This is a genomic window from Shewanella putrefaciens (genome assembly GCF_016406305.1).
Classification (GTDB): Bacteria; Pseudomonadota; Gammaproteobacteria; order Enterobacterales; family Shewanellaceae; genus Shewanella; species Shewanella putrefaciens_C.
The window spans coordinates 4,094,483-4,117,065 of sequence record NZ_CP066369.1 but is presented as its reverse complement, the minus strand read 5'-3'; the positions used below and the strand labels follow the sequence as shown (position 1 = coordinate 4,117,065).

19 protein-coding genes are annotated in these 22,583 nt (G+C 47.7%); 11 read left to right on the top strand and 8 right to left on the bottom strand.

The genetic code is table 11. From position 1 onward, the window contains the following. Nucleotides 1-55: 55 nt before the first annotated feature. The 6 genes from ilvC (at nt 56) to JFT56_RS17805 (ending at nt 8,999) form a co-directional block, all read left to right on the top strand. Nucleotides 56-1,528 carry a ketol-acid reductoisomerase gene (ilvC, locus tag JFT56_RS17830; protein WP_198781316.1) on the top strand — a complete coding sequence of 491 codons (1,473 nt, stop codon included), beginning with the start codon at nt 56-58 and terminating at the stop codon, nt 1,526-1,528. Nucleotides 1,529-2,129: 601 nt separating this feature from the next. Then, nucleotides 2,130-3,803 carry an acetolactate synthase 2 catalytic subunit gene (ilvG, locus tag JFT56_RS17825; protein ID WP_198781315.1) on the top strand — a complete coding sequence of 558 codons (1,674 nt, stop codon included), beginning with the start codon at nt 2,130-2,132 and terminating at the stop codon, nt 3,801-3,803. Beyond that, nucleotides 3,800-4,057, top strand: coding sequence for an acetolactate synthase 2 small subunit (ilvM, locus tag JFT56_RS17820; RefSeq protein WP_007651625.1), 258 nt, complete (start codon nt 3,800-3,802; stop codon nt 4,055-4,057). Before ilvG ends, ilvM begins: the two co-directional genes overlap by 4 nt. A gap of 57 nt (nt 4,058-4,114) precedes the next feature. Next, on the top strand, nt 4,115-5,974 hold the full coding sequence (gene ilvD, locus JFT56_RS17815; RefSeq protein ID WP_198781314.1) for a dihydroxy-acid dehydratase: 1,860 nt from the start codon (nt 4,115-4,117) through the stop codon (nt 5,972-5,974). A gap of 17 nt (nt 5,975-5,991) precedes the next feature. Next, complete coding sequence (gene ilvA, locus JFT56_RS17810) at nt 5,992-7,587, top strand: threonine ammonia-lyase, biosynthetic (RefSeq protein ID WP_198783631.1); 1,596 nt, start codon at nt 5,992-5,994, stop codon at nt 7,585-7,587. A gap of 278 nt (nt 7,588-7,865) precedes the next feature. Continuing rightward, the gene (locus JFT56_RS17805) at nt 7,866-8,999 is read left to right on the top strand and encodes a pyridoxal-phosphate-dependent aminotransferase family protein (RefSeq protein WP_198783630.1); all 1,134 of its coding nucleotides are present in this window, start codon (nt 7,866-7,868) and stop codon (nt 8,997-8,999) included. Between the two features lie 815 nt (nt 9,000-9,814). Here JFT56_RS17805 and JFT56_RS17800 read toward each other — a convergent pair. Continuing rightward, nucleotides 9,815-10,606: a HEPN domain-containing protein gene (locus JFT56_RS17800; RefSeq protein WP_198781313.1), complete on the bottom strand. Its 792-nt coding sequence runs from the start codon at nt 10,604-10,606 to the stop codon at nt 9,815-9,817. Next, nucleotides 10,606-11,796, bottom strand: a complete 1,191-nt coding sequence (locus JFT56_RS17795) for a DUF262 domain-containing protein (protein ID WP_198781312.1) — start codon at nt 11,794-11,796, stop codon at nt 10,606-10,608. Before JFT56_RS17795 ends, JFT56_RS17800 begins: the two co-directional genes overlap by 1 nt. Nucleotides 11,797-12,446: 650 nt before the next feature. Here JFT56_RS17795 and JFT56_RS17790 point away from each other — a divergent pair. The 3 genes from JFT56_RS17790 (at nt 12,447) to JFT56_RS19955 (ending at nt 14,340) form a co-directional block, all read left to right on the top strand. Beyond that, the gene (locus tag JFT56_RS17790; protein ID WP_198781311.1) at nt 12,447-13,316 is read left to right on the top strand and encodes a Tim44 domain-containing protein; all 870 of its coding nucleotides are present in this window, start codon (nt 12,447-12,449) and stop codon (nt 13,314-13,316) included. A 286-nt stretch (nt 13,317-13,602) separates the two neighbouring features. After that, complete coding sequence (locus tag JFT56_RS19960) at nt 13,603-13,935, top strand: hypothetical protein (RefSeq protein WP_233095537.1); 333 nt, start codon at nt 13,603-13,605, stop codon at nt 13,933-13,935. A 90-nt stretch (nt 13,936-14,025) separates the two neighbouring features. Further along, nucleotides 14,026-14,340, top strand: a complete 315-nt coding sequence (locus JFT56_RS19955) for a transporter substrate-binding domain-containing protein (protein WP_233095536.1) — start codon at nt 14,026-14,028, stop codon at nt 14,338-14,340. Between the two features lie 73 nt (nt 14,341-14,413). Here JFT56_RS19955 and JFT56_RS17780 read toward each other — a convergent pair whose 3' ends face one another. Next, the gene (locus tag JFT56_RS17780; protein ID WP_198781310.1) at nt 14,414-15,202 is read right to left on the bottom strand and encodes a phosphatase PAP2 family protein; all 789 of its coding nucleotides are present in this window, start codon (nt 15,200-15,202) and stop codon (nt 14,414-14,416) included. A 120-nt stretch (nt 15,203-15,322) separates the two neighbouring features. After that, the gene (creD, locus tag JFT56_RS17775) at nt 15,323-16,798 is read right to left on the bottom strand and encodes a cell envelope integrity protein CreD (protein ID WP_198781309.1); all 1,476 of its coding nucleotides are present in this window, start codon (nt 16,796-16,798) and stop codon (nt 15,323-15,325) included. A gap of 40 nt (nt 16,799-16,838) precedes the next feature. On the opposite strand from creD, the gene JFT56_RS20025 reads away from it, so the two are divergent. After that, the gene (locus JFT56_RS20025; protein ID WP_269819993.1) at nt 16,839-16,973 is read left to right on the top strand and encodes a hypothetical protein; all 135 of its coding nucleotides are present in this window, start codon (nt 16,839-16,841) and stop codon (nt 16,971-16,973) included. A gap of 109 nt (nt 16,974-17,082) precedes the next feature. Continuing rightward, the gene (locus JFT56_RS17770; RefSeq protein WP_198781308.1) at nt 17,083-18,255 is read left to right on the top strand and encodes a winged helix-turn-helix domain-containing protein; all 1,173 of its coding nucleotides are present in this window, start codon (nt 17,083-17,085) and stop codon (nt 18,253-18,255) included. Here the strand turns inward: JFT56_RS17770 and JFT56_RS17765 are convergent. From JFT56_RS17765 to JFT56_RS17750, 4 genes are all read right to left on the bottom strand, one after another. Beyond that, nucleotides 18,252-18,596 carry a hypothetical protein gene (locus JFT56_RS17765; RefSeq protein ID WP_198781307.1) on the bottom strand — a complete coding sequence of 115 codons (345 nt, stop codon included), beginning with the start codon at nt 18,594-18,596 and terminating at the stop codon, nt 18,252-18,254. The genes JFT56_RS17770 and JFT56_RS17765 overlap by 4 nt on opposite strands. A gap of 37 nt (nt 18,597-18,633) precedes the next feature. Next, nucleotides 18,634-18,996, bottom strand: a complete 363-nt coding sequence (locus JFT56_RS17760; RefSeq protein ID WP_198781306.1) for a hypothetical protein — start codon at nt 18,994-18,996, stop codon at nt 18,634-18,636. Between the two features lie 118 nt (nt 18,997-19,114). After that, the gene (gene ubiK / locus JFT56_RS17755) at nt 19,115-19,369 is read right to left on the bottom strand and encodes a ubiquinone biosynthesis accessory factor UbiK (protein ID WP_007651586.1); all 255 of its coding nucleotides are present in this window, start codon (nt 19,367-19,369) and stop codon (nt 19,115-19,117) included. Nucleotides 19,370-19,487: 118 nt separating this feature from the next. Then, nucleotides 19,488-22,577, bottom strand: coding sequence for a multidrug efflux RND transporter permease subunit (locus JFT56_RS17750; RefSeq protein WP_198781305.1), 3,090 nt, complete (start codon nt 22,575-22,577; stop codon nt 19,488-19,490). Nucleotides 22,578-22,583 lie beyond the last annotated feature (6 nt).

Here is a 22,583-nt window from a genome sequence, read left to right as displayed (position 1 = left end):
CATAGTGTTTAGTTTGGTTGAGTCCCCCATTCCTGACTTAAAGGTGGTATCTCAGATGGCTAACTATTTTAACTCTCTGAATTTACGTCAACAATTAGCACAGCTTGGCCAATGTCGTTTTATGGATCGTTCTGAATTTACCGACGGCTGCAATTACCTCAAAGATTGGAATATTGTTATTTTAGGTTGTGGCGCTCAAGGTCTTAACCAAGGCTTGAACATGCGTGATTCGGGGCTGAATATTTCCTATGCCCTGCGCCCTGAAGCGATTGAACAGAAACGTGCCTCATGGCAAAAAGCAACCGATAACGGTTTCCGTGTTGGCACCTTTGAAGAATTAATCCCTGCGGCGGATCTGGTGCTTAACCTGACGCCGGACAAACAGCATTCAAATGTGGTTAATGCCGTTATGCCACTGATGAAGCAAGGCTCTACCTTGTCTTACTCCCACGGTTTCAACATCGTTGAAGAGGGCATGCAAGTTCGGCCAGATATTACGGTTATCATGGTTGCGCCTAAGTGCCCAGGTACTGAAGTGCGTGAAGAATACAAACGCGGTTTTGGTGTGCCAACGCTGATAGCAGTGCACCCTGAGAACGATCCCAAGGGCGACGGCTTAGAGATAGCTAAAGCCTATGCCAGCGCAACCGGTGGTGATAGGGCGGGCGTGTTACTGTCGTCCTTTATCGCAGAAGTGAAGTCGGATCTGATGGGCGAGCAGACTATCCTCTGCGGCATGTTGCAGACGGGCGCTATCTTAGGTTACGACAAAATGGTTGCCGATGGCGTGGAACCAGGTTACGCGGCCAAGCTTATCCAGCAAGGCTGGGAAACAGTCACCGAAGCGCTGAAACACGGCGGCATCACTAACATGATGGACCGTTTATCGAACCCAGCCAAGATTAAAGCATTTGAAATTGCAGAAGATTTAAAAGAAATTCTGCAGCCATTATTTGAAAAGCACATGGATGACATCATCAGCGGTGAATTCTCGCGCACTATGATGCAAGACTGGGCGAATGATGATGCGAACCTGCTGCGTTGGAGAGCGGAAACTGGCGAAACAGGTTTCGAAAATGCCCCCGTATCGAGCGAGCATATCGACGAACAAACCTATTTCGACAAAGGTATTTTCCTTGTCGCTATGATCAAAGCGGGCGTGGAACTGGCGTTCGATACCATGGTGTCTGCGGGTATTGTGGAAGAGTCGGCTTATTACGAGTCACTGCACGAAACTCCACTTATCGCCAACACTATTGCCCGTAAGCGTTTGTACGAAATGAACGTAGTGATTTCAGACACCGCCGAATACGGTTGTTACCTGTTCAATCACGCCGCCGTACCTATGCTGCGCGACTACGTGAATGCCATGTCGCCTGAGTATTTAGGTGCGGGTCTTAAGGATAGTTCCACCAGCGTTGATAACCTGAAACTCATAGCCGTCAATGATGCGATTCGCCACACAGATGTGGAATACATCGGTGCCGAGCTTCGTGGTTATATGACTGAAATGAAAAGTATTGTTTGAGTTAAATTGATCAAATAAATGCTGGTATAAAATGCCAAGACACTCAGGGAAAGGTGCTTGGCATTATTGAAAATTTTACCTGCTTCGTGGGCTGTCGAGTGGGCAACAACGACATGAGTTAGTCGGCAATGGTGCTAACTAACGCGCGTTTGATGGGGTTTTACCTTGTTGTTTTGCATTGTCTCGGCAGGGAAGCTGAATTTTTTTTGACAAAAAATCTTTTTTATTGTGTTTGGCTGTCGCTTTATGGTAAAGCTAATAGCTCGCAACGGGCAGAGCCCAGCGACATCATTATTTAAGCGATACTCATATTTTAGAAAACACCGATTAGGAACTCATATTGATGTTTAACCAAGCTGCCAAGCTCATTCTCGTGATTATTACCGTCGTGATTATTAAATCACAGCGGGGGCGGCGCATGGCGAACTGGTAGACCTAAAAGGTTAAAAGTTTCGAAAGAACCCCCCGCTCCGAAAGGACCGGGGGGTTCTTCGTTTCAGGGCCTTGAGCAAGGTCCAACGGTTCGACAAAGTAAAAGTTTCGAAAGCGTAAAAATCGAGTCGATTTTCGGCAATGTAGGATTCAGGTAGCGAGAGAAGATATGGAACCAGGGCAAATGATCAGAGGCGCAGACGCGGTAATCAAAGTGTTAGCCGCACATGGTGTTACCACAGTATTCGGTTACCCAGGTGGTGCCATTATGCCAATATACGATGCCCTCTATGGAAGCCCTGTTGAACATCTGCTCAGCCGTCACGAACAAGGCGCCGCCTTTGCGGCCGTAGGATACGCAAGAGCCAGCGGTAAAACTGGCGTGTGCTTTGCGACCTCAGGCCCAGGCGCGACTAACTTGATCACTTCCTTAGCCGATGCGCTGTTAGATTCTGTACCTATGGTGGCCATTACGGGCCAAGTCTCCACCGCCGTTATCGGCACTGATGCTTTTCAAGAAATCGACGTGCTGGGCATGTCACTGAGCTGCACTAAGCACAGTTTTATGGTGACAAACATCAACGATCTTATCCCCACCTTGTATCAAGCTTTTGAGATCGCCGCATCTGGTCGCCCTGGCCCTGTGTTGGTCGATATCCCGAAGGACATCCAAATCGCTCACCTCGAATACCGCACACCTTTGCTGGCCGTCATGAACGAACCCCAAGCCGAGATGAGTGATATCGACGCCGCCCGTGTGCTGTTGGCTGAAGCGAAACAACCTATGTTGTATGTCGGCGGCGGTGTGGGCATGGCGGGCGCGGTCGATCAACTGCGTGAGTTTATCAAAGTAACGGGTATACCTTCGGTCGCGACCTTGAAAGGGCTTGGCAGTATCGCCCACGGCACGCCCGGTTACTTAGGCATGTTAGGCATGCATGGTGGCAAAGCGGCTAACTTAGCGGTACAGGATTGCGATTTGTTGATCGTGGTGGGCGCCCGTTTCGATGACAGAGTCACCGGCCGTTTAGCGAGCTTTGCCGACAAGGCCAAAGTGATCCATTTAGATATCGACGCCGCCGAGCTGGGCAAATTGCGTATGCCAGAGGTGGCAATCGCCGGTGACTTACGTCAAATCCTGCCTGCCTTAGCCATGTCGATGAACATCACGCCTTGGCAGGCCGAGGTGGAGCATTTATCCCGTAAGCACCAATGGGATTATCAACACCCCGGCAGTTTGATCTACGCGCCTGCGCTGCTGCGCCGTTTAGCCAATAAATTACCCGAAGACAGCGTAGTTTGTTGTGATGTGGGCCAGCACCAAATGTGGGTGGCCCAGCATATGTGGTTCCGCCGCCCCGAAGATCATCTGTCCAGTGCTGGCTTAGGCACTATGGGCTTTGGTTTGCCCGCCGCCATTGGTGCGCAAGTGGCCCGTCCCGATGCGACAGTGGTGACTGTCTCTGGCGATGGGTCTTTTATGATGAATGTGCAGGAACTGACCACCATCAAACGCCGCAAGCTGCCAGTGAAGATAGTGCTTATCGACAATCAAAAGCTCGGTATGGTGAAACAGTGGCAGCAGCTATTTTTTGAAGAGCGCTACAGCGAAACGGATTTATCCGATAACCCAGATTTTGTGCAATTGGCCTCTGCTTTTGATATTCCCGGCCGGACTATTTTTTCTTCCGACGAAGTGGAAGAAGCCTTAACCGAAATGTTAGCGGCTAAGGGCCCGTATTTATTACACGTTGCAATCGACGATGCTTTTAACGTTTGGCCACTGGTGCCCCCCGGCGCATCAAACAGCGATATGATGGACGAAATGGAGAAACAAACATGATCCACTCTCTGGAATTAACGGTTCAACAACGCCCCGAAGTGCTTGAGCGTGTATTGCGCGTGACTCGCCATCGTGGCTTTAGGATTACCCAAATGCAGATGCGTATGAATGACGATGCGAGCCTGTCGCTGGATATGGAGGTCGATAGCGAACGTGCCATCGAACTGTTAAGTAATCAGTTGAATAAACTGATTGATGTGACCCAGTGTAAGGTATTGTTACCGCTGAGCTTGCAACAAACGGCGAATGCTTAAGCATTCGCCATGTGAATTAAGAATACGATTTTCGATTTGAGATAAAGGATACAGTCAATGCCAAAGTTACGTTCAGCTACCAGTACCGAAGGCCGCAATATGGCGGGTGCCCGTGCGCTATGGCGCGCCACAGGGGTGAAAGACAATGATTTTGGTAAGCCAATTATCGCCATTGCTAACTCCTTTACTCAGTTTGTACCTGGTCATGTGCACTTAAAAGACATGGGCTCACTGGTGGCGAGCGCCATCGAAGAAGCGGGCGGTATCGCCAAAGAATTCAATACGATCGCCGTCGATGACGGTATCGCCATGGGCCACGGTGGCATGCTCTATAGCCTGCCATCGCGTGAGCTTATCGCCGACAGTGTGGAATACATGGTTAATGCCCACTGCGCCGATGCTTTAGTGTGTATCTCCAACTGCGACAAGATCACTCCCGGCATGTTGATGGCGGCGCTGCGCCTCAACATTCCCGTCGTGTTTGTGTCTGGCGGACCGATGGAAGCGGGTAAAACTAAGCTGTCGGATAAGCTCATTAAGCTCGACTTAGTCGATGCTATGGTGGCGGGCGCCGACTCGAACGTGAGCGATGAAGACAGTGCCAAAATCGAGCGTAGCGCATGCCCAACCTGCGGCTCTTGCTCTGGTATGTTTACCGCGAACTCAATGAACTGTTTAACCGAAGCCCTAGGATTATCGCTGCCGGGTAATGGTTCTATGCTGGCAACCCACGCGGATCGCCGCGAGCTGTTTTTGGAAGCGGGTCGCCGCGTGATGGCGCTAGCAAAACGTTATTATCATCAAGATGATGAATCGGCATTGCCACGCAATATCGCCAACTTTAAAGCCTTTGAAAATGCCATGACCTTAGATATTGCCATGGGCGGTTCATCTAATACCGTATTGCATTTATTAGCTGCCGCGCAGGAAGCCGATGTCGATTTTACCATGGCGGATATCGACCGTATGTCGCGCTTGGTGCCGCACCTTTGTAAGGTTGCGCCATCGACGCCTAAATATCATATGGAAGACGTGCACCGTGCGGGCGGCGTGATGGGGATTTTGGGCGAACTCGACAGAGCCGGATTACTGCATACCGATGTGTTCCATGTGGCGGCCGATGACGGCGGAAATTTAAAGTCTGTGCTGGCCCAGTACGATGTGATGCAAACGCAGGATGAAAAAGTAAAACACTTCTTTATGGCGGGGCCTGCGGGCATTCCGACCACTAAAGCCTTTAGCCAAGATTGTCGCTGGCCTACATTGGATAATGACAGACAAGAAGGTTGTATCCGTAGCCGTGAGTTTGCCTTCAGCCAAGAGGGCGGGCTTGCCGTATTGTCGGGTAATGTGGCCGAAAACGGCTGTATCGTTAAAACCGCTGGCGTAGATGAATCGAATCTGACCTTTGTTGGCTCGGCGCGCGTCTATGAAAGCCAAGATGATGCAGTGGCGGGTATCTTAGGCGGCGAAGTGGTGGCGGGTGATGTGGTGGTTATCCGTTACGAAGGCCCGAAAGGCGGCCCGGGTATGCAAGAAATGTTGTATCCAACCAGTTACTTAAAATCTCGCGGCTTAGGCAAGGCCTGTGCGCTGATCACCGACGGTCGTTTCTCCGGTGGTACTTCAGGTTTATCGATTGGCCACGTCTCACCCGAAGCGGCTGCGGGTGGCACAATCGCCTTGATTGAAAATGGCGATCGCATCGAAATCGATATCCCCAAGCGCAGCATCAAGCTGGCGTTAAGTGATGCTGAACTCAATGCTCGTCGCGAGGTCATGTTAGCGCTTGGTCCTATGGCGTGGAAGCCTGTCGGTCGCGAGCGTTATGTGTCACTCGCGCTTAAGGCCTACGCCATGCTCGCCACCAGTGCCGACAAGGGCGCGGTGCGCGATCGCAGTAAACTGGAGGACTAATTATGTTTACTGCATCTATGTTGCCACTCTCATCGCAAACTCAGGCGGATTTAGCCCATTTTCAGTTGGCACAAAGCTATCTGCAAAAAATCCTGTTGTCATCCGTGTATGACATAGCGAAAGTGACGCCGCTTTCCAGCATGAACAAGTTATCGGCGCGTTTAGGTTGTCAGGTATTTTTGAAGCGCGAAGATATGCAGCCAGTGCATTCCTTCAAGTTACGTGGTGCCTATAACCGTATCGCCCAGCTGACGAAAGAAGAATGCCAGCGCGGCGTGGTGTGCGCTTCGGCAGGCAATCATGCTCAGGGTGTAGCTATGTCAGCGGCGAGTCGCGGTGTGGATGCTGTGATTGTGATGCCCGAGACGACGCCCGATATTAAAGTCGATGCGGTGCGCCGTTTAGGTGGCAACGTGGTATTGCACGGCCAAGCCTTCGATCAAGCCAATGGCTTTGCGATGGCGATGGCCAAAGAAGAGGGCAGAGTCTATATCGCGCCCTTCGATGATGAAGCGGTGATCGCAGGCCAAGGCACTATCGCCCAAGAGATGTTGCAGCAGCAGCGCGATCTCGAAGTGGTATTCGTGCCCGTAGGCGGTGGCGGTTTAATCGCGGGTATCGCAGCCTATTACAAGGCGGTGATGCCGCAGGTGAAAATTGTCGGCGTCGAGCCAGAAGATGCGGCCTGTTTAAAGGCGGCGATGGAAGCGGGCGAACCAGTGACGTTGGCGCAAGTCGGTTTATTTGCCGATGGCGTGGCGGTAAAACGTATCGGTACTGAGCCGTTTCGAGTCGCGAAACTTTATGTCGATGAAGTGGTCACTGTGACCTCGGATGAAATCTGCGCTGCGGTGAAAGATATCTTCGAAGACACCCGTGCGATAGCCGAACCCGCTGGGGCTTTGTCCTTAGCTGGGCTTAAAAAATATGTCAGCGCTAATGCCAATGGTGATTGCGGCAATGGTGAGAAAGTCGCGGCGATTTTAAGTGGCGCGAATGTGAATTTTCACAGTCTGCGTTATGTGTCTGAACGCTGTGAGCTTGGCGAGCAAAAAGAAGCGGTACTGGCGGTGAAAGTCCCTGAACGTCCGGGCAGCTTCCTGCGGTTTTGTGAACTGCTCGATAAGCGGGTGATGACAGAGTTTAACTATCGTTTCAGTAGTCGTGATCTTGCCGTGGTGTTTGCCGGCATTCGTTTAAGCCGAGGCCAAGGTGAGCTAGAACAAATCATTGCCACCTTAGAGGCCAATGGTTTTGAAGTGCAGGATTTATCCGGGGATGAAACCGCGAAATTGCATGTGCGTTATATGGTCGGTGGTCATCCACCAGAGCCTTTAGAGGAGCGTTTGTTTAGCTTCGAGTTCCCCGAGCATCCCGGTGCGCTGCTGAAGTTTTTGACCACATTGCAGAGTAAATGGAACATTAGCTTGTTCCATTATCGCAACCACGGCGCGGCCTTTGGCCGAGTGCTAGCGGGATTTGAAGTGCCCGCGAGTGATGCTTTGCCGTTCCAGCAGTTTTTAACTGAGTTGGGTTTTGTCTATCAAGAGGAAACCCAAAGCCCTGCCTATCAGCTGTTTTTAAATGCGGGTAATGCAAACAAAGCGTTATAGCATTTGCTGTGATTAACATAGCTGCTCGGTGCTATGGCATTTTAGGTAAAGTTAGGCACAAGTTAGATCAAAGTTAGGCTAAAGGAGGGGCGCACATGCGCCTCTTTTTGTGGTAGTTTTGTAGACTTAATACTCTAGCCGCCGATTAATACGTCGCAGTTAAGTCACTGACTTAAATCGCTGGCATTTAACGGGCAGTTTCTGAAAACAGAACGGCTAATGAATAACGAATTAATATCCAGACCTCGACCAGCACCTGCACGCATTAAGGAGACATGATGTTACCAGCACCGCGTTTTACCGCTTTTAATCCTCCTCGCCGTATTTTGATGGGCCCAGGCCCGTCGGATGTTTATCCCGAAGTGCTTGCGGCGCAGTCCAGACCGACAATTGGCCACTTAGATCCGCTATTTGTGGGCATGATGGATGAGCTTAAAAGTCTTATTCAATATGCCTTCCAAACTAAAAATGAAATGACCATGGCAGTATCCGCGCCGGGCAGTGCGGGCATGGAAACTTGTTTTGTGAACCTAGTCGAACCCGGCGAAAAGGTAATTGTCTGTCGTAACGGTGTGTTTGGTGAGCGTATGCGCCAAAACGTCGAGCGCATGGGCGCCATTGCTGTGTTGGTGGACAATGAGTGGGGCACGCCTGTCGACCCATCTGCGGTTGAAGCGGCGCTGAAAGCCAATCCCGATGCTAAATTTTTAGCCTTTGTGCATGCCGAAACTTCTACTGGCGCTTTGTCCGATGCTAAGACCTTGTGTGCATTAGCCAAACAACACGGCTGCTTATCGATTGTCGATGCGGTGACGTCCCTTGGCGGCGTCGAGTTAAGAGTCGATGAATGGGGTATAGATGCCATTTATTCTGGCAGTCAAAAGTGCCTTTCCTGTGTACCGGGTTTATCGCCTGTGTCTTTCTCGCCTGCTGCCGTCGAAAAACTCAAGAATCGCAAGACCCCAGTGCAAAGTTGGTTCCTCGATCAAAGTCTAGTGATGGCCTATTGGACCAGCGCTGGAGGCAAACGCAGTTACCATCACACAGCGCCAGTGAATGCGCTTTATGCACTGCATGAATCCCTACGTTTATTGGCGGCCGAAGGTTTAGAAAACGCGTGGCAACGCCATCATGAAATGCACTTAGTGCTGCGTGCTGGGCTGGAAAAGTTAGGGCTAAACTTTGTGGTGGCCGAAGATTCGCGTCTGCCACAACTTAACGCAGTTTACATCCCCGCTGGTGTAGATGATGCCGCAGTGCGGACTCGTTTATTGAAGGATTATAACCTCGAAATCGGCGCCGGCCTTGGCGCCCTTGCGGGTAAAGCATGGCGTATCGGTCTTATGGGCTTCGGTGCCCGCCGTGAGAATGTCGCCCTATGCCTCAAGGCATTAGAAGAGGTCTTAAGCTAAGCGACGGCACCATCATCCCCGCACTGCATTTGAGCGGGGATCCAGCTTTGGGTGACTTAAGTTTGATTAAGCATCGTCATCCCCGCGGTGCTTCTGAGCGGGGATCCAGCTTTTGGGTAACTGAAGTTTGATTAAGCACTGTCATTCCAGTGACACGCCGACTTTGGTTTAAAAATAAGTCATCCCTGAGGGCTCGACGGCGACATCTGCTGCACACGGAAGTGCGAATGCCGCGATCACATGAATGTGATAGAGCGGCCATGCCGCCAACGGTCACTTCCATGACAGTGCTTAATCTAGTTAAACCCTTGGTATGTCTGATAGTCTGTTATTTACAAATAGGGCATTTCAAGAGTTTAACAATGGGTGTCTCGTTAAAGTGATGGGTGTCTCGTTAACGTGGCTATAAGTTTGCGGCCTAACGGCCGAGGTGAATCAAGGTCGTGGGGCTTCCCCCCCTGATTTTTAATCAAGAGTCGACCAAGGAGGACTGCTCGTCCTATCCTCCTTGCTATTGTTTTCACAAGCAGCCAAGACGCCCCTAACGGAGTTGAAAGCCCCTTGTGCTCATTGCCAAATTTGCTATCGCTTCCGAAGGAGCCGTCCCTGCACCTGCGAAAGATAGCTCGCCATCCATGGCGAGACTCACGCAATTTGTCAATTCGCCCTGCGGTAACTCCGAGGGGGTGGTTAACTTCTGTTGCCTCGGTGTTGACTGTTAATAACAGGTGCGTTTTGTATGCCCGATCTTTTTACAAGTATGCACTTTGCATATTTAGCTATGATGGCTCATTAAACTAGAATTAATCAGCCCATCAAGCAGGTTTACATAGAGTATTTTCATATATACCCATTAACTCGCCTAGAACTTTTGTTAATATTTTCAAATAATTAAGGTTGTCCTTTATACTATCTGGTGATGGCCAATCAATACTACCTGATGGATGTGCAATCTTGTTCCTTAAATCCATTAAATCATTAAGTTTTCTTTTAGATTTTGACTCTACAGCACTTACATCATTATCTTTGAAGTATATTTTTATAGATGCCTGCTGAGCAATCAACTTCCATATTTCATTAGCACCAACTCTGCCAAATAAATCTGAGAGTACATCGGCCCTCATATTTGAATCGGTAATAGAAAGACATTGATAATTCACGGTATCAATATGGGCATTTGGTTGTAAATTTTGAGCTAATGTGGACACAAATGTACGCACCCCACCTTCAGCATGCCCATATTTTCTAGGTTCAGATATGACTCTTGCTGTAAATAAAGGAAGGTTTTCCTGCATTCTTGTCGGAAGCCTTTGATAGACTTTTGCTGCGGCAACTAACCTTTGACAAAGATCTTCAAACATAGTCCGCACCATTGATTCAAAACGACCGCACGTATAAAGGATAAGCGTACCTCGCGCAATTGGTAGATTAGTATGGCTTTCTTTTATTTTTGTAAGCAGCTCGATAGCAGATGTTAAAAAATGGCTGGAGTCATCCTCGAGAAGAGATGTATCATGACCTATAAACTCTCCAAGCATCTCAAGTAACTCAATTTGAATAAGTATTTTATTCAAATCATCTTCGAACTCTTTAACAATAGGGTCCATCAATATCCCCTTATAATCTTCTTAGCAAGTTCTACTCGATTCTTGATGGATTCCAGTGTATTTCCTCTACCAACCAATATTTCATACTCGTCAGGAGTTTCTAATGAAGAATTCAATCGCAATCTAATTTCAGCTGAATTAGAACTAAGATCTTGAGCTTGTAATTCTGATGTTGCTACCATCAAAGCATCATATAAAGGTCTACTAGGTTGACCTCCTTTAGAAAGCCTATGGAAATCATCCCCCAATGCAGCTCTTAATCTTACCAACGTTAACTTAAAGTCATTTTTTAATTGTTCGATTTCAAAGTAACTAGCTTTATTATATCTTGCCAATGTCTTGTTCAATATTTCACGTAATGCCCCTCGCGATATATCATTTACAGCATCTTTTATCGCAAAATATCGGAGCACCAACTCACAATCCATCATAGATCTATAGAGAGCATTCTTTAATAAGATTTGAGATGGATTTTCATCTTCATTATCTGATTTCCTGGGTATATCCCAAATAGCAGTAAAGTCATCACATCTTGAAAGTTCATGTATTGCCTGATTAAAAGGCCCAGGATAAAGCGCATTACGTAATTCTTGAGGATTTAACTTTACACCGCCAGTATTTAATCGACGAAACAGAATCATACGTATATCAAAATCAACATCTGTTCTGGCTGTTTCTGCTAATAATACAACCGCACTTATAGTTCTCCGAAGCAGTCCCCTCTGTATAAGGCTAGGTAAATCATTAAACCTTTTCCCTCGTAATTCAGGCCAAAACTCCAAACCAGTTAAGGCAAACCTATTAGCCAAAAAGTCTGAAATAGCCTCCATACGCTGTCTACCATCCATTATCTCATATTGGTTGTAATCATTCTCAAAAAGAAACAAGGGTGGTATCGGTACATTCATAAGAAATGATTCAATCAGAAGTGACTTCTTCTTGCGATCCCATCTCGCCCGACGCTGATACTCTGGAGCCATATTTATATATGATTTATCAGCGATAGATGCATTCAGAGTGTGAAGAGTAAAGTCTAGTGTAGACCTCACAATTCTAATCTGCATATCAGCATATTTTTGAGAAAGCTCATCATCGGTTAGTTTTTGTGGAGGCACCACATCATCTTCTGACTCGAACCAATCTTCAATTTCAGCATCATCTAAAAAACTATTAACTTCACTACTAATCATTATTAATTCTCATCAAAGAGTAAAATGTTACTTATGCTATTAGAATAAATCAGACCACACATTTTAAAACAAGAACATAGTACACTTTTGATATGGGTACAAGTTACTACAAGCTGCCATAAGCGACTTCCGCGTGAAAAGCGCTAGAAAGAAAAGATAGGACAAGCATTTTCACGATATTGGCTGTGTTAATGACCTTTCTAAAGCGATGCCAGCTGAGGTAATACTTAGGCATTTGGTTTCGGAGTTCTGGCGAACAGAATACACTTTTGTTAACGGGATTAAGCACTGGTATGTAAGTGACCGTCCGTGACATGGTCGCTCTTTCACATCCATGTGATCGCGACATTCGTAAATCCTTTTACATCAGATGTCACGGTCGAGCACACATGGATGTGCTTGCTGCGTGTCACTGGAATGACAGTGCTTAATCACTTCTCACGTCACACATAGCTGAATCACCATATCTTTAGAGGCATTCTTCGTTGAGTCATGCTGAACAATCAGGGATGAAGCCCCACGACTTTGATTTAGATGTTGATTTAGAAGAACAAACGAAGTTTGTAAGCTTATGCTCCTCTTTTCATAGTTGACATATAATGTCATCCCGCTATGATGCCAACACCTCTGGTTATACAAAGATCCTATAAATGAAAAAGTTATTTATTATGCTGGCGATGATTTTTGCGGTTAGCTTAGTTACTAGCCCAGTCGTTGAAGCGAAAAAGTTTGGCGGTAGTAAGTCTATTGGCAAGAGTCAGCAAACTGCGCAGGCTCAACCTGCAGCAACCAATACTGCGACCACTGCACCTACTGCTGCGGGAGCGGCGGGTAAAAAAGGCATGATGGGCGGTATGTTAGGCGGCTTGTTAGCGGGTGGCCTATTGGCGGCGCTATTTATGGGTGAAGGTTTTGAAAATATTCAATTTATGGATATTTTGATTATAGGTTTAGTGGCATTTGTACTGTTCAAAATTGTCCGTACTCTGATGGCCTCAAAAGCTGGCGCGCAGCCAAGACCTGCCTACGCGGGAGCTGGCCAGCCAAATCCTAATTTCCAGCGCCAACAAGCTGAGCAAACAGGTTTTGCGACCAATGGTAACAGTGGCAGCAATGGTTTTGCCCAGGCGGCAAGCGATGTTCCCTTTAATTTACCTGCGGGTTTTGATTTACCCGGCTTTTTGGAAGGTGCTCGTAGTCATTACAAAACCCTGCAACTGGCGTGGAATGAAAACGATCTGAACAAAATCCAAGAGTATGTTTCTATTGAACTATTCAATGAACTCAGCAACCAACGCCGCGAGTTAGTGGGCGATCAACACACAGAAGTGATGTTTTTGGATGCTGAACTGGTTCGCGCCACGCACAATGCTAATCTTGCGGAAGTGAGTGTTAAATTTAGCGGCCGCTACCGCGATACGGTTGAAGGCGTAGAAGAGGACATTAAGGAAGTATGGCATTTAGAGCGTAATTTAACGCAAGCCAACTCACCTTGGTTAATCGTCGGTATCCAGCAGTAATCCGTTCGTTTTCATCAAAGTAGTCCGTTTTCAAAGCAGCCTTAGCCATTTAAGGCTGCTCTCTTCAAACTTCTATTTTTATTCCCTTAGCCCCACCGCCACATTGAATTTTATTGCTAAATAACAAAGACATGTCAGCTTTTTTAGCTCGGGCAATAATCCTGGCTATATCCGCCGTTGAACGGTTTTGACTGGTGGTGGTAGGAGAGTGTTGGCAGAACTAACCGCTCTGGAACTCCTGCCATTTACCGCTATAGTTATGATACTCATCGAAGTGGGATAGTGTATGCGCTTGAGATTACTGTTAATCAGTTTGCTCATCCTACCGACCTATGCGGTATCGGTATCTTTAACTATTGGTAGCGCCTTAAATCGTCCACCCTATATTCTCGAAGATACTCGTTCTGGGCTCGAAATTGATATCATCAAGGCCGCATTTAGGGAAATGGGGATGTCAGTGAACTTTAAGTTCTATTCCCGTAAGCGCCAGCTTTTATATTTCAATAAAGAACGTGTGGATGCTGTGATGACCATGAGCACGCTCAATGGGATCAGAGGCTATTGGTCGGAGAGTTATATTGAATACGATAATGTGGCTATCAGTTTAGCGAGCCGCTAGTTAAAGATTAACTCAATTGCGCAGCTGCAAAACTACAGCATAATCGCCTTTGAAAATGCCCGTCTATTGCTTGGCCCCGAGTTTGCGGCAGTGGCAGCAAAGACCAGTTACAGTGAAGTGGACAATCAACTAAGCCAAAATAACATGTTGTATTTAGGGCGTATTGATACTGTGGTAGCCGATCGTTATGTGTTCTCAGCGCTTAATCAGTTGGTTGAGCAGAATGTCGCTCCCCAGCAAGCTGTGAGTTATCACTTGGTGTTCCCTCCTACGCCCTATCGAATGGTCTTTCATAACTCAGTGGCGAGGGATATTTTCAATCAGGGGTTAGTTAAAATTAAGGCCAATGGCGTTTACGAGGCGTTAGTGGCGCAATATTTAGGCAGTGCTGTAGCAAATAGGTAGTGCTGTAGCACAACCTAAATCGTTGCCAGCTATTTAACGGATCCTCAACGGATTATTGGAACCATGCCAGGGATCAGCGCCGTGGCTCCTGTTCAGCCCTTAGTGTTAATGGATAAAACTTACCGACCAAGAGTATGCTAGAGCCGCTGATAATGGCTGCCAAAAAAGTAGAAAAAAGCACATCCTGCGGCCAATGCATCCCCAATAACATCCGGCTCAGTCCCATCAATATCCCCCAACCTAATAGCACAGTGGTGAATAGGGGGAGCCCCGCCAACAGCAAGTAGTAGCTTGCGGTAAGCACCAGCGTCACCGCAAAAATGGTGTGCCCAGAGGGGAAAGAGTAGCCAATCTCATCTTCCCAGTGCTGATGGATAAGCGAGTCCAATTTTATCTGGGGGGCGGATATCTTCAATTTATCCAATGCGTTGGATATTGCCTGTGAACGGGCCTGTTTATCGAGCTGATAAAAGGTATCGAGGGAGAAGGCATCCTCCCTCGCCTTAGGCATCTGTTGCTCGGCTAAAAAAACCAGATTAGGTCTGGGTTCCTTAAAATAGGCCTTAAGTGAATGATTCAGGCTCAAACTCATGACTTGGCTGAGACTTACCGCCATAAATAAACTGATAAAAAACGTTTTGGGTAGAGAGCGATAGGCAATAGCTAATACACACAAAACGGTAGCAACCCCATAGGGCGCAGTGCCGGTAAAAGTGATCCAATAGAGGGCCTTGGCTAAGGACGATTGCAGATCGATCAAGGGAAATAGTTGATTTTGTGTCACTAAGAGTAGGGTTGGAATGGATGCCAGTAACAACCAAACTAGGGACAAGCGTCTAAAAAGCAGAGTATTAAGAGTCAAAATTGGGCCTCTTCATAAAACGCCATAGGCTACAACGGGAGATTGGCTTTGCCAATAAAAAAAATCCCGACAGCCAAAGTGGTCGCTGTCGGGGGTCTTCAAGGGTGGAACAGTTGGGCGTTATTGCGCCGTGTTCTTAGGTTGATGCCTTGTCACAAACATCAAAATCAGCAGGACCACTAACAGTAATCCTGTGCCCATCAGCAGGGCGTAATCTTCCAGTTGCAGTATCGAATAGAGCACGGCATACAAACTCACTAGCATTAAGCCAACGATGGAGCCACGCTTCATGCTCGCCGTGGCACTGCCCACATAGGCGGATACCGACAGCACGGGAATACAGGCGGCAATTAAATAGGCATGCAAGAAGGCGAGATGCTCAGAAAGCGACAGTAGTAGCAGATAGAACAGGGCCATGGCGCTGCCAACCAACATATATTGGATAGTGCTGAGGCTGGTTTTTTGGCCGAGTTCAAAAATGAACAACATGATAAAAGTCAGCACGATAAATAGCAGACCGTATTTTACCGAACGCTCAATCTTGCCATAGTGGGTCACGGGCTCGAATAGAATCGCATTGGCCGATACTTCGGTCAGGGTCGATTGATTACTCTTAATAAATTCCTGTGGGTAGTTACGGGTTAAGTGGCTGATATTCCAGCTAGCAGTAAATCCATTGGCGGTGATCTCCCGCTCGGCGGGTAATAATCCCTTAAAACTAGGGTGGGGCCAGTCAGCATGAATATTGAGCAGGGTTTGTTCGCCCAATGGCAAGGCACTAATCGACTGCGAGCCGCGCAGCGTCATGGCAAAGTCCACACTAAAGTCACTCGCCTCACCGACTTGTACACCTTGGTTGAAGCCCTTCTCTAGGCCGCCAGTGGTGCCTAAACCTGTGCCCGACATCAGCGAGCCTGAGAGTTTGACTGTATCGCCTGTTATCTCAAGTTTATCCACTTTATCAATAGCTTGATTCGACGATACCCCAAACACTAGGCGTGCATTTGTATTATCAAAGGCAATCAGGTTGGGGATCTCATAGTTATTTAAACTGAAATCGGCCTTACCTTGCAGCGCGGCGTTATAGACTAAGGATTGATAAATGCCACGGGTGCGAAAATCATGTTTAAGGTCTAGGTCGAGCTGAAGTTTTTTAGGCAGGATCACTAATTCATCCTGATAGGTACGCTTCACTTGGTGGCGGGTTTTGCCGTCGTTGCTGACTTCCTCCTGCATCACAAAATAGCTGTAGGGGATAACTAGCACTGGTCCAGATAGGGTTTGCTGTTCGCCCCATGAGTGGCCAATTTCATCGACTACGCTGTGGTAAAGCGCCTCACGATCTGAGGTCATATCCATAATGATCCCTAATGGGATCAAAGCGATAATCGATAATATGCCTATGGTTAAGGCTTTTAATAATGTGGTGTTCTTCGGGGTTACTTTATTGGGGGATGACTGTGCCTGTGGCGATTCCATGTCTATTCCTGCTTCTCGATTGAATTTTTTAAGGAGTGCGCGCCCGACTAAATAGGCGGCAGCACCGAATAATGCCAAAGTGAATAGGGCGACAACGCCCAGGATAATATCGAACATATGATTTCATTCCCTATGAAATGCGTTATTAGTGCCTAGAATGCGATTGAATACCTTAGCAAGTGCGGGTATTAAAACAGATTTACTCACGGAAGTTGCGGGCAAGTTGCTGATCAATAGTGGCAAAATTATGGCAACGGCTTTATGTTATCTAAATCTGGCGCTGGGTGAGTAGGTTAACGTGTTCGTTTGAGTCAGCGCAAGTATGATAAATCGTAAATGGTACTGATTTTCAATGTATTAGCTTGGTATGAAACTTGGTATCTGGTGAGTTTGGAGTCTTGATGTCTAGTCCCTTTTCCCCCCGCGAATGGTTACAGCTCAATATGCAGCAGCAAGGATTGCTGCATATTGAGGCATCTGTTCCCGCGCTGATCTCACGCCTAGGTTATGTGCAAATTGACTCTATCAATGTGGTCGAGCGGGCGCATCACCATGTGCTGCATAGCCGAATGCCGCAATACCAGAGCAGTATGCTAGATACCGCCTTGGCCCGGGGGGAGATCTTCGAGTATTGGTCCCATGCTGCGGCTTACCTGCCGATGGCCGATTATCGTTTCAGTTTGCAACGTAAACAGCAACTGCAAAATGGCGGTAAACATTGGTTTGAGCCGGACGATAAGGTGATGCAGGAAGTGCGTGCCCGCATTCATGCCGAAGGGCCATTAAAGGCGAGCGATTTTGAGCATACCGAGGGTAAAAATGGTGCATGGTGGGATTGGAAACCCGCGAAAAAAGCGCTGGAACAACTCTTTATGCGCGGCGAGTTGATGGTGGCGCGGCGGGAAAAATTCCAAAAAGTGTACGATCTTACGGAGCGAGTACTACCAAAGGGCATCAATATTGAGGTGCCTACGGACACTGAATTTGCCCGCCATTTGATTGCTCGTTACCTCGATGCCCACGCCTTTGGCTCGGCGGCACAAATCGCTTATCTGCGTAAAGGGATTAAAGCCAATGTGAGCGCGCAATTAGCCGCAATGCAGTCCGAAGGTGAGTTGGCAAGCTTTAAGGCCGAGGGACAATGGTATTTTTATCGCCCTGAATTGCAGTTAACCTCAGCTATGCCTAATCAGGTCTGGTTACTAAATCCCTTCGATAATCTGCTTATCCAGCGGCAAAGATTAAAGCAATGGTTTGATTTTGATTATCAAATTGAAGTTTATGTGCCCGCCGAAAAACGCCAATATGGTTATTATTCTCTCGCCATTTTGTGGCGCGACACTTTTGTTGGCCGTGTGGATGTTAAAGCCGAGCGCCAAACGGGCCGATTGTTACTGCAGCAATTGACCTTAGAAGCGGGCGTGATGGTGAATGGCTTAGATGAGGATTTCTGTGCGACCTTTGATATCGCAGTCAGTGAATATGCTCGTTTCAATGGTTGTGACCGCTGGAAGTTAGTTAAAGCTAACCATAAAGGCCTTAAGCAAAAGTATGCTCGCCAACAAAAGCTTTAACTATTTGTCTCTTTAGTTGGAGCATCCATAAAGCGAAAGCAGCCATAGAGTAAGATGAGATACAGCAGTGGCAATGCGGCGATAACGAGGGAAGAAGTGGTCATGTTTGCGCGGGCGATGCGATAGCAGGGAATATACACGGCGGGATAAGCTAGGCTTCCCCATAGAAAACACTGATTCATCAATCGATAGATAAAAGCGGGTTTGATGCTCGATTGGCTGCCTAGCCCCATCAAACTGGCGAGAAGCACACCGGGATAAGTGAGTAGCGGCAGGCCACCAAGGAGCAATAGTCCCCAAAGCAGATAGTCCTGATAGTCTGTGCTGATTGCGATATCCATTGCCGCTTTATTCCCTAAACTGGTCGACGCTAAAGCATTAAGTTTGTTTATGCTCTGGTTGCTGCTGTGTGACTGCCAGCCCTTGCTGCATCTTAAGCCAAAAGCTTTGCTGACATAGATTGCTAAAGGATTTTTGCGGCGGCGAAATCGCAATATGGGCTGTTACAACCCGATAGCTGAGCCAATAATCTTCACAAACCATGTCTGATTCATAGGGCTGTTTATCTTGCTCGCTTAGCTTGCTAATCACAACCCCGTTATCGAAGTGATAAAGCGTTATAGATTCACAAATCTCCACATTATCATCGTGATAGGTTTGCTGCTCGTTTGATTGGTTTACCACGGAGACAGGGCTGGGATAGCCTTCAATGGCAAGGATATAGCTAGCGAGTGACTGCATAGAAAACTCGGCATATTAGATTTGGGGTTAAGCGAATGATGTTATTTAAAACAAAAAGCACAGCCACCGCTTGCTGTGCTTTAAGAAAAAACACTTCATCACTTTGATTAACGCGCAATTAATCTGCGGCGTTAAGCTTTTTCTCTAGTTCATTGACTTGTGCTTGCAGTGCTTCTAATTTTTCACGGGTTTTCAGTAACACATGCTGCTGCACATCAAACTCTTCACGGGAAACCATATCTAACTTGAGCAATTGATTTTGCAATACTTGCTTGCTGCGCTCTTCAAATTCACCGGCAAATTGTTTCAGTCCGCTTGGCAAACTGTCGCTGAGTTGTTTTGCCATTTCTTCGATTTTCTTTGGATTGATCATGATCTTGTCCGCCTCTTTACTGAATGGGTCGATTGTAACCCAGTGGGCTTAGTTTCAAAAGTAAAGCTGTGCCCTTAACCGCAACGCCCAGAGGACGTAGGGGTTAAGGGCGATAGGATTAATGATCGACAGCCGCGGTTTCATTATCTTCATCAAACACAAGTAAAGGCTCATGTTTTTCTGCAAGATAGGTATATATCACCGGTAGAACAAACAGGGTGAAAACCGTTCCTATGGATAGGCCTGCGACAATGACTATACCAATATTAAAGCGGGCAACGGCGCCAGCGCCCGAAGCAAATAGCAGGGGTAGTAGGCCTGCAATCATCGCGGCTGTGGTCATTAAAATGGGGCGTAAACGTATAGTTGCCGCCAGTTTAATGGCTTCAAGCTTGCTTAAACCTCGGTGCAATTGCTCCTCCTTCGCCACTTCACACATCAAAATCCCGTGTTTAGTGATAAGGCCGACTAAGGTGATAAGTCCCACTTGGGTGTAGATATTGATTTTGGCTAAACCAAACACATGGGTCCAGCCGAGCACTATAAGTGCACCGCTGATCGCCAGTGGTACAGACACTAAGATCACTAGGGGATCTTTAAGACTCTCAAACTGGCTGGCCAATACGAGGAAAATAATGGCGATGGCCAGCAAGAACGTCGCGTAAAGCGCCGAGCCTTCGGTCACAAATTGGCGAGCTTCACCGAGGAAATCGTAGCGATAACCCTTAGGTAGCTCGTTGTCACCAATGTGCTGTAAGAAACTGATCGCATCACCAATAGCTACCCCTGGCGAGGCGACGGCGCCAACCGTAAGTGCGTTCATTTGGTTAAAGTGCGGTAATGAACGTGGCTCAGATACCATTTCAATTTCGACTAAGCTCGACAGTGGGATCGAGCGGCCATCGGCAGCTTTAACATAGTAATTTGCCAAGGATTCAGGATTGGCGCGTAAATGCCGTTCAACTTGCGGGATAACCTCGTAGGAACGGCCATCCAAGTTAATGCGATTCACATAGCCATCGCTCATCATAGTCGAGAGGGTAATCCCTATGTCTTGCATAGTGACGCCATAGGTGCCCGCTAGGTCGCGCTTTATGTGCAGTTTCATGGTGCCAGAATCGAACTTTAAGTTGATTTCCGAGTACACAAACAGCGGACTCTTTTGGACCTTGTCTAACACACTCGTACCTATCTGAAACAGGCTGGCGAAGGAGTTAGAGGTAGTGATCACAAACTGGATTGGCAAGCCGCTAGAGGCGCCCGGCAGTTCAGGCATTTGGAACGTCGTGACGGCCATCCCAGGGATATGTTTGACTTCCTTTGCAAAAAACTCCTGCATCTGTTTTTGGCTCTTATCCCGCTCGCTCCAAGGTACTAAGGGGGCAATCCCGAAGGCTTGGCTAGAACTCGGTACGCCGACGAAGGCAAGTGAGGCGGCAGATTCAGGCTGGGCCTTAATGATATCCGTCACTAGACTCATATTGGCCTGAATGTAATCTAAGTTGGCCGTTGAGGGGGCCGTGCCCATCATCATGACTACGCCTTTATCTTCGTTGGGGGCAAGTTCTGACGGGATAAACTTAAACAGCACAGGCAGTGAAGCGAACACGATAATCGCAAAGGCGACTATCACGGGGCGATGCGCCATAACGGCATCGAGCATACTCGCGTAGCGACGGGTTAAATTATCGAGGAAGGTTTCCACCCCGAGTTCGAAGCGATTAGGCGCAGTATGGGGTTTAAGGATTTTGGCGCACATCATAGGGGAGAGCGTCAGAGCGACAATCCCTGAGATAAATACTGCTCCGGCGAGGGTTAAGGCAAATTCCTTAAAGAGTGAACCTGTGATCCCTCCCATAAGGGCAATCGGCGCATAAACCGCTGCTAAGGTAATGGTCATTGAGATGACAGGCACGGCAATTTCGCGGGTACCAATAATGGCTGCCCTAAAGGGGGATTCGCCGAGTTTGATATGTCTGTCGACGTTTTCGACCACCACAATCGCATCGTCCACAACAAGACCGATGGCGAGCACCATGGCGAGCAAAGTCATCAGGTTTAAGGTAAAGCCAAACAGTTGCATAATGATGGCTACCCCAATCAGCGATAATGGGATAGTCACTATAGGGATGATCACCGCCCGCAGCGAGCCAAGGAATAAAGTGATCACTACAATCACAATAATCGCCGCTTCACCTATGGTTTTTACGACTTCTTTGATGGACTCATCAATGGCTAATGAAGAGTCATACAAGATGCGAGACTCTATGGATGGAGGTAAATTGCGTTCGATTTCAGGCAATAGGGCGCGGGTGTCCGCCGCCACTGTGAGTGGGTTGGCTGTGGGAGTCACATCGAGCCCGATCACTACCGCTTCTTTACCATTGGCTAAGGCGCGGTAGATATCATGGCTTTTTTCAAGGCTGACATCGGCAATATCTCCTAGGCGAACCACTAATCCATCTTTGCTGCCAATGACTAAGCGTTTTAACTCTTCAATCGTTGCTACTTGAGTATCGGCGGTGCCATTAAACAGGGTATAGACGCTATTGGTTTGACCAACGGCAGATTGGTAGTTGTTCGCCTGCAGTACCTGCATCACATCTGTGGATGACAGATTAAACGCTCCCATGCGTGCTGGGTCGAGCCAGATGCGCATAGCATATTTTATCCCACCATAGAGGTTTACCTTGGCGACACCATCTATGGTGAATAGCTGGGGTTTTACCACCCGCTCTAGGTAGTCTGTGAGTTGGCTGGAGTTGATTTGATCACTAAAAAACGAGATATAGAGTACTGAGGTTTGTGAACCCGTTGACATCTCGACGCTGGGATCTTCCGCCTCCTTAGGCAATTGGGACCGCACCGAATTGACCTTAGCGAGAATATCCGCCAAGGCGCCGTTAGGATCGGTATTGAGCTTCATATAGACGGAGATCTTTGAATTACCAAGGAAACTATCCGAGGTCATAAAGTCGACGTTATCCGCCTGCGCCAGTGCTTGCTCCAGCGGCTGGGTGATAAAACCTTGAATAAGGTTGGCATCGGCGCCGTAGTAACTGGTGGTAACAGTGATGACCGTGTTGGTCATTTTAGGGTATTCACGCACCTGCATGCTGTTAAGGGCGTTAAAACCTAATAACAGCAATAGGAAGCTGATGGAGGCGGCAAGGACCGGCCGCCTAATAAAAATGTCAGTAAAACGCATTGTTTA

What these genes read in the sequence shown, in the direction of transcription:
- ilvC (WP_198781316.1), top strand. Translation starts at nt 56, where the DNA reads ATGGCTAACTATTTTAACTCTCTGAATTTACGTCAACAATTAGCACAG.
- ilvG (WP_198781315.1), top strand. Translation starts at nt 2,130, where the DNA reads ATGGAACCAGGGCAAATGATCAGAGGCGCAGACGCGGTAATCAAAGTG.
- ilvM (WP_007651625.1), top strand. Translation starts at nt 3,800, where the DNA reads ATGATCCACTCTCTGGAATTAACGGTTCAACAACGCCCCGAAGTGCTT.
- ilvD (WP_198781314.1), top strand. Translation starts at nt 4,115, where the DNA reads ATGCCAAAGTTACGTTCAGCTACCAGTACCGAAGGCCGCAATATGGCG.
- ilvA (WP_198783631.1), top strand. Translation starts at nt 5,992, where the DNA reads ATGTTGCCACTCTCATCGCAAACTCAGGCGGATTTAGCCCATTTTCAG.
- JFT56_RS17805 (WP_198783630.1), top strand. Translation starts at nt 7,866, where the DNA reads ATGTTACCAGCACCGCGTTTTACCGCTTTTAATCCTCCTCGCCGTATT.
- JFT56_RS17800 (WP_198781313.1), bottom strand. Translation starts at nt 10,606, where the DNA reads ATGGACCCTATTGTTAAAGAGTTCGAAGATGATTTGAATAAAATACTT.
- JFT56_RS17795 (WP_198781312.1), bottom strand. Translation starts at nt 11,796, where the DNA reads ATGATTAGTAGTGAAGTTAATAGTTTTTTAGATGATGCTGAAATTGAA.
- JFT56_RS17790 (WP_198781311.1), top strand. Translation starts at nt 12,447, where the DNA reads ATGAAAAAGTTATTTATTATGCTGGCGATGATTTTTGCGGTTAGCTTA.
- JFT56_RS19960 (WP_233095537.1), top strand. Translation starts at nt 13,603, where the DNA reads ATGCGCTTGAGATTACTGTTAATCAGTTTGCTCATCCTACCGACCTAT.
- creD (WP_198781309.1), bottom strand. Translation starts at nt 16,798, where the DNA reads ATGTTCGATATTATCCTGGGCGTTGTCGCCCTATTCACTTTGGCATTA.
- JFT56_RS20025 (WP_269819993.1), top strand. Translation starts at nt 16,839, where the DNA reads ATGCGATTGAATACCTTAGCAAGTGCGGGTATTAAAACAGATTTACTC.
- JFT56_RS17770 (WP_198781308.1), top strand. Translation starts at nt 17,083, where the DNA reads ATGTCTAGTCCCTTTTCCCCCCGCGAATGGTTACAGCTCAATATGCAG.
- JFT56_RS17765 (WP_198781307.1), bottom strand. Translation starts at nt 18,596, where the DNA reads ATGGATATCGCAATCAGCACAGACTATCAGGACTATCTGCTTTGGGGA.
- JFT56_RS17760 (WP_198781306.1), bottom strand. Translation starts at nt 18,996, where the DNA reads ATGCAGTCACTCGCTAGCTATATCCTTGCCATTGAAGGCTATCCCAGC.
- ubiK (WP_007651586.1), bottom strand. Translation starts at nt 19,369, where the DNA reads ATGATCAATCCAAAGAAAATCGAAGAAATGGCAAAACAACTCAGCGAC.
- JFT56_RS17750 (WP_198781305.1), bottom strand. Translation starts at nt 22,577, where the DNA reads ATGCGTTTTACTGACATTTTTATTAGGCGGCCGGTCCTTGCCGCCTCC.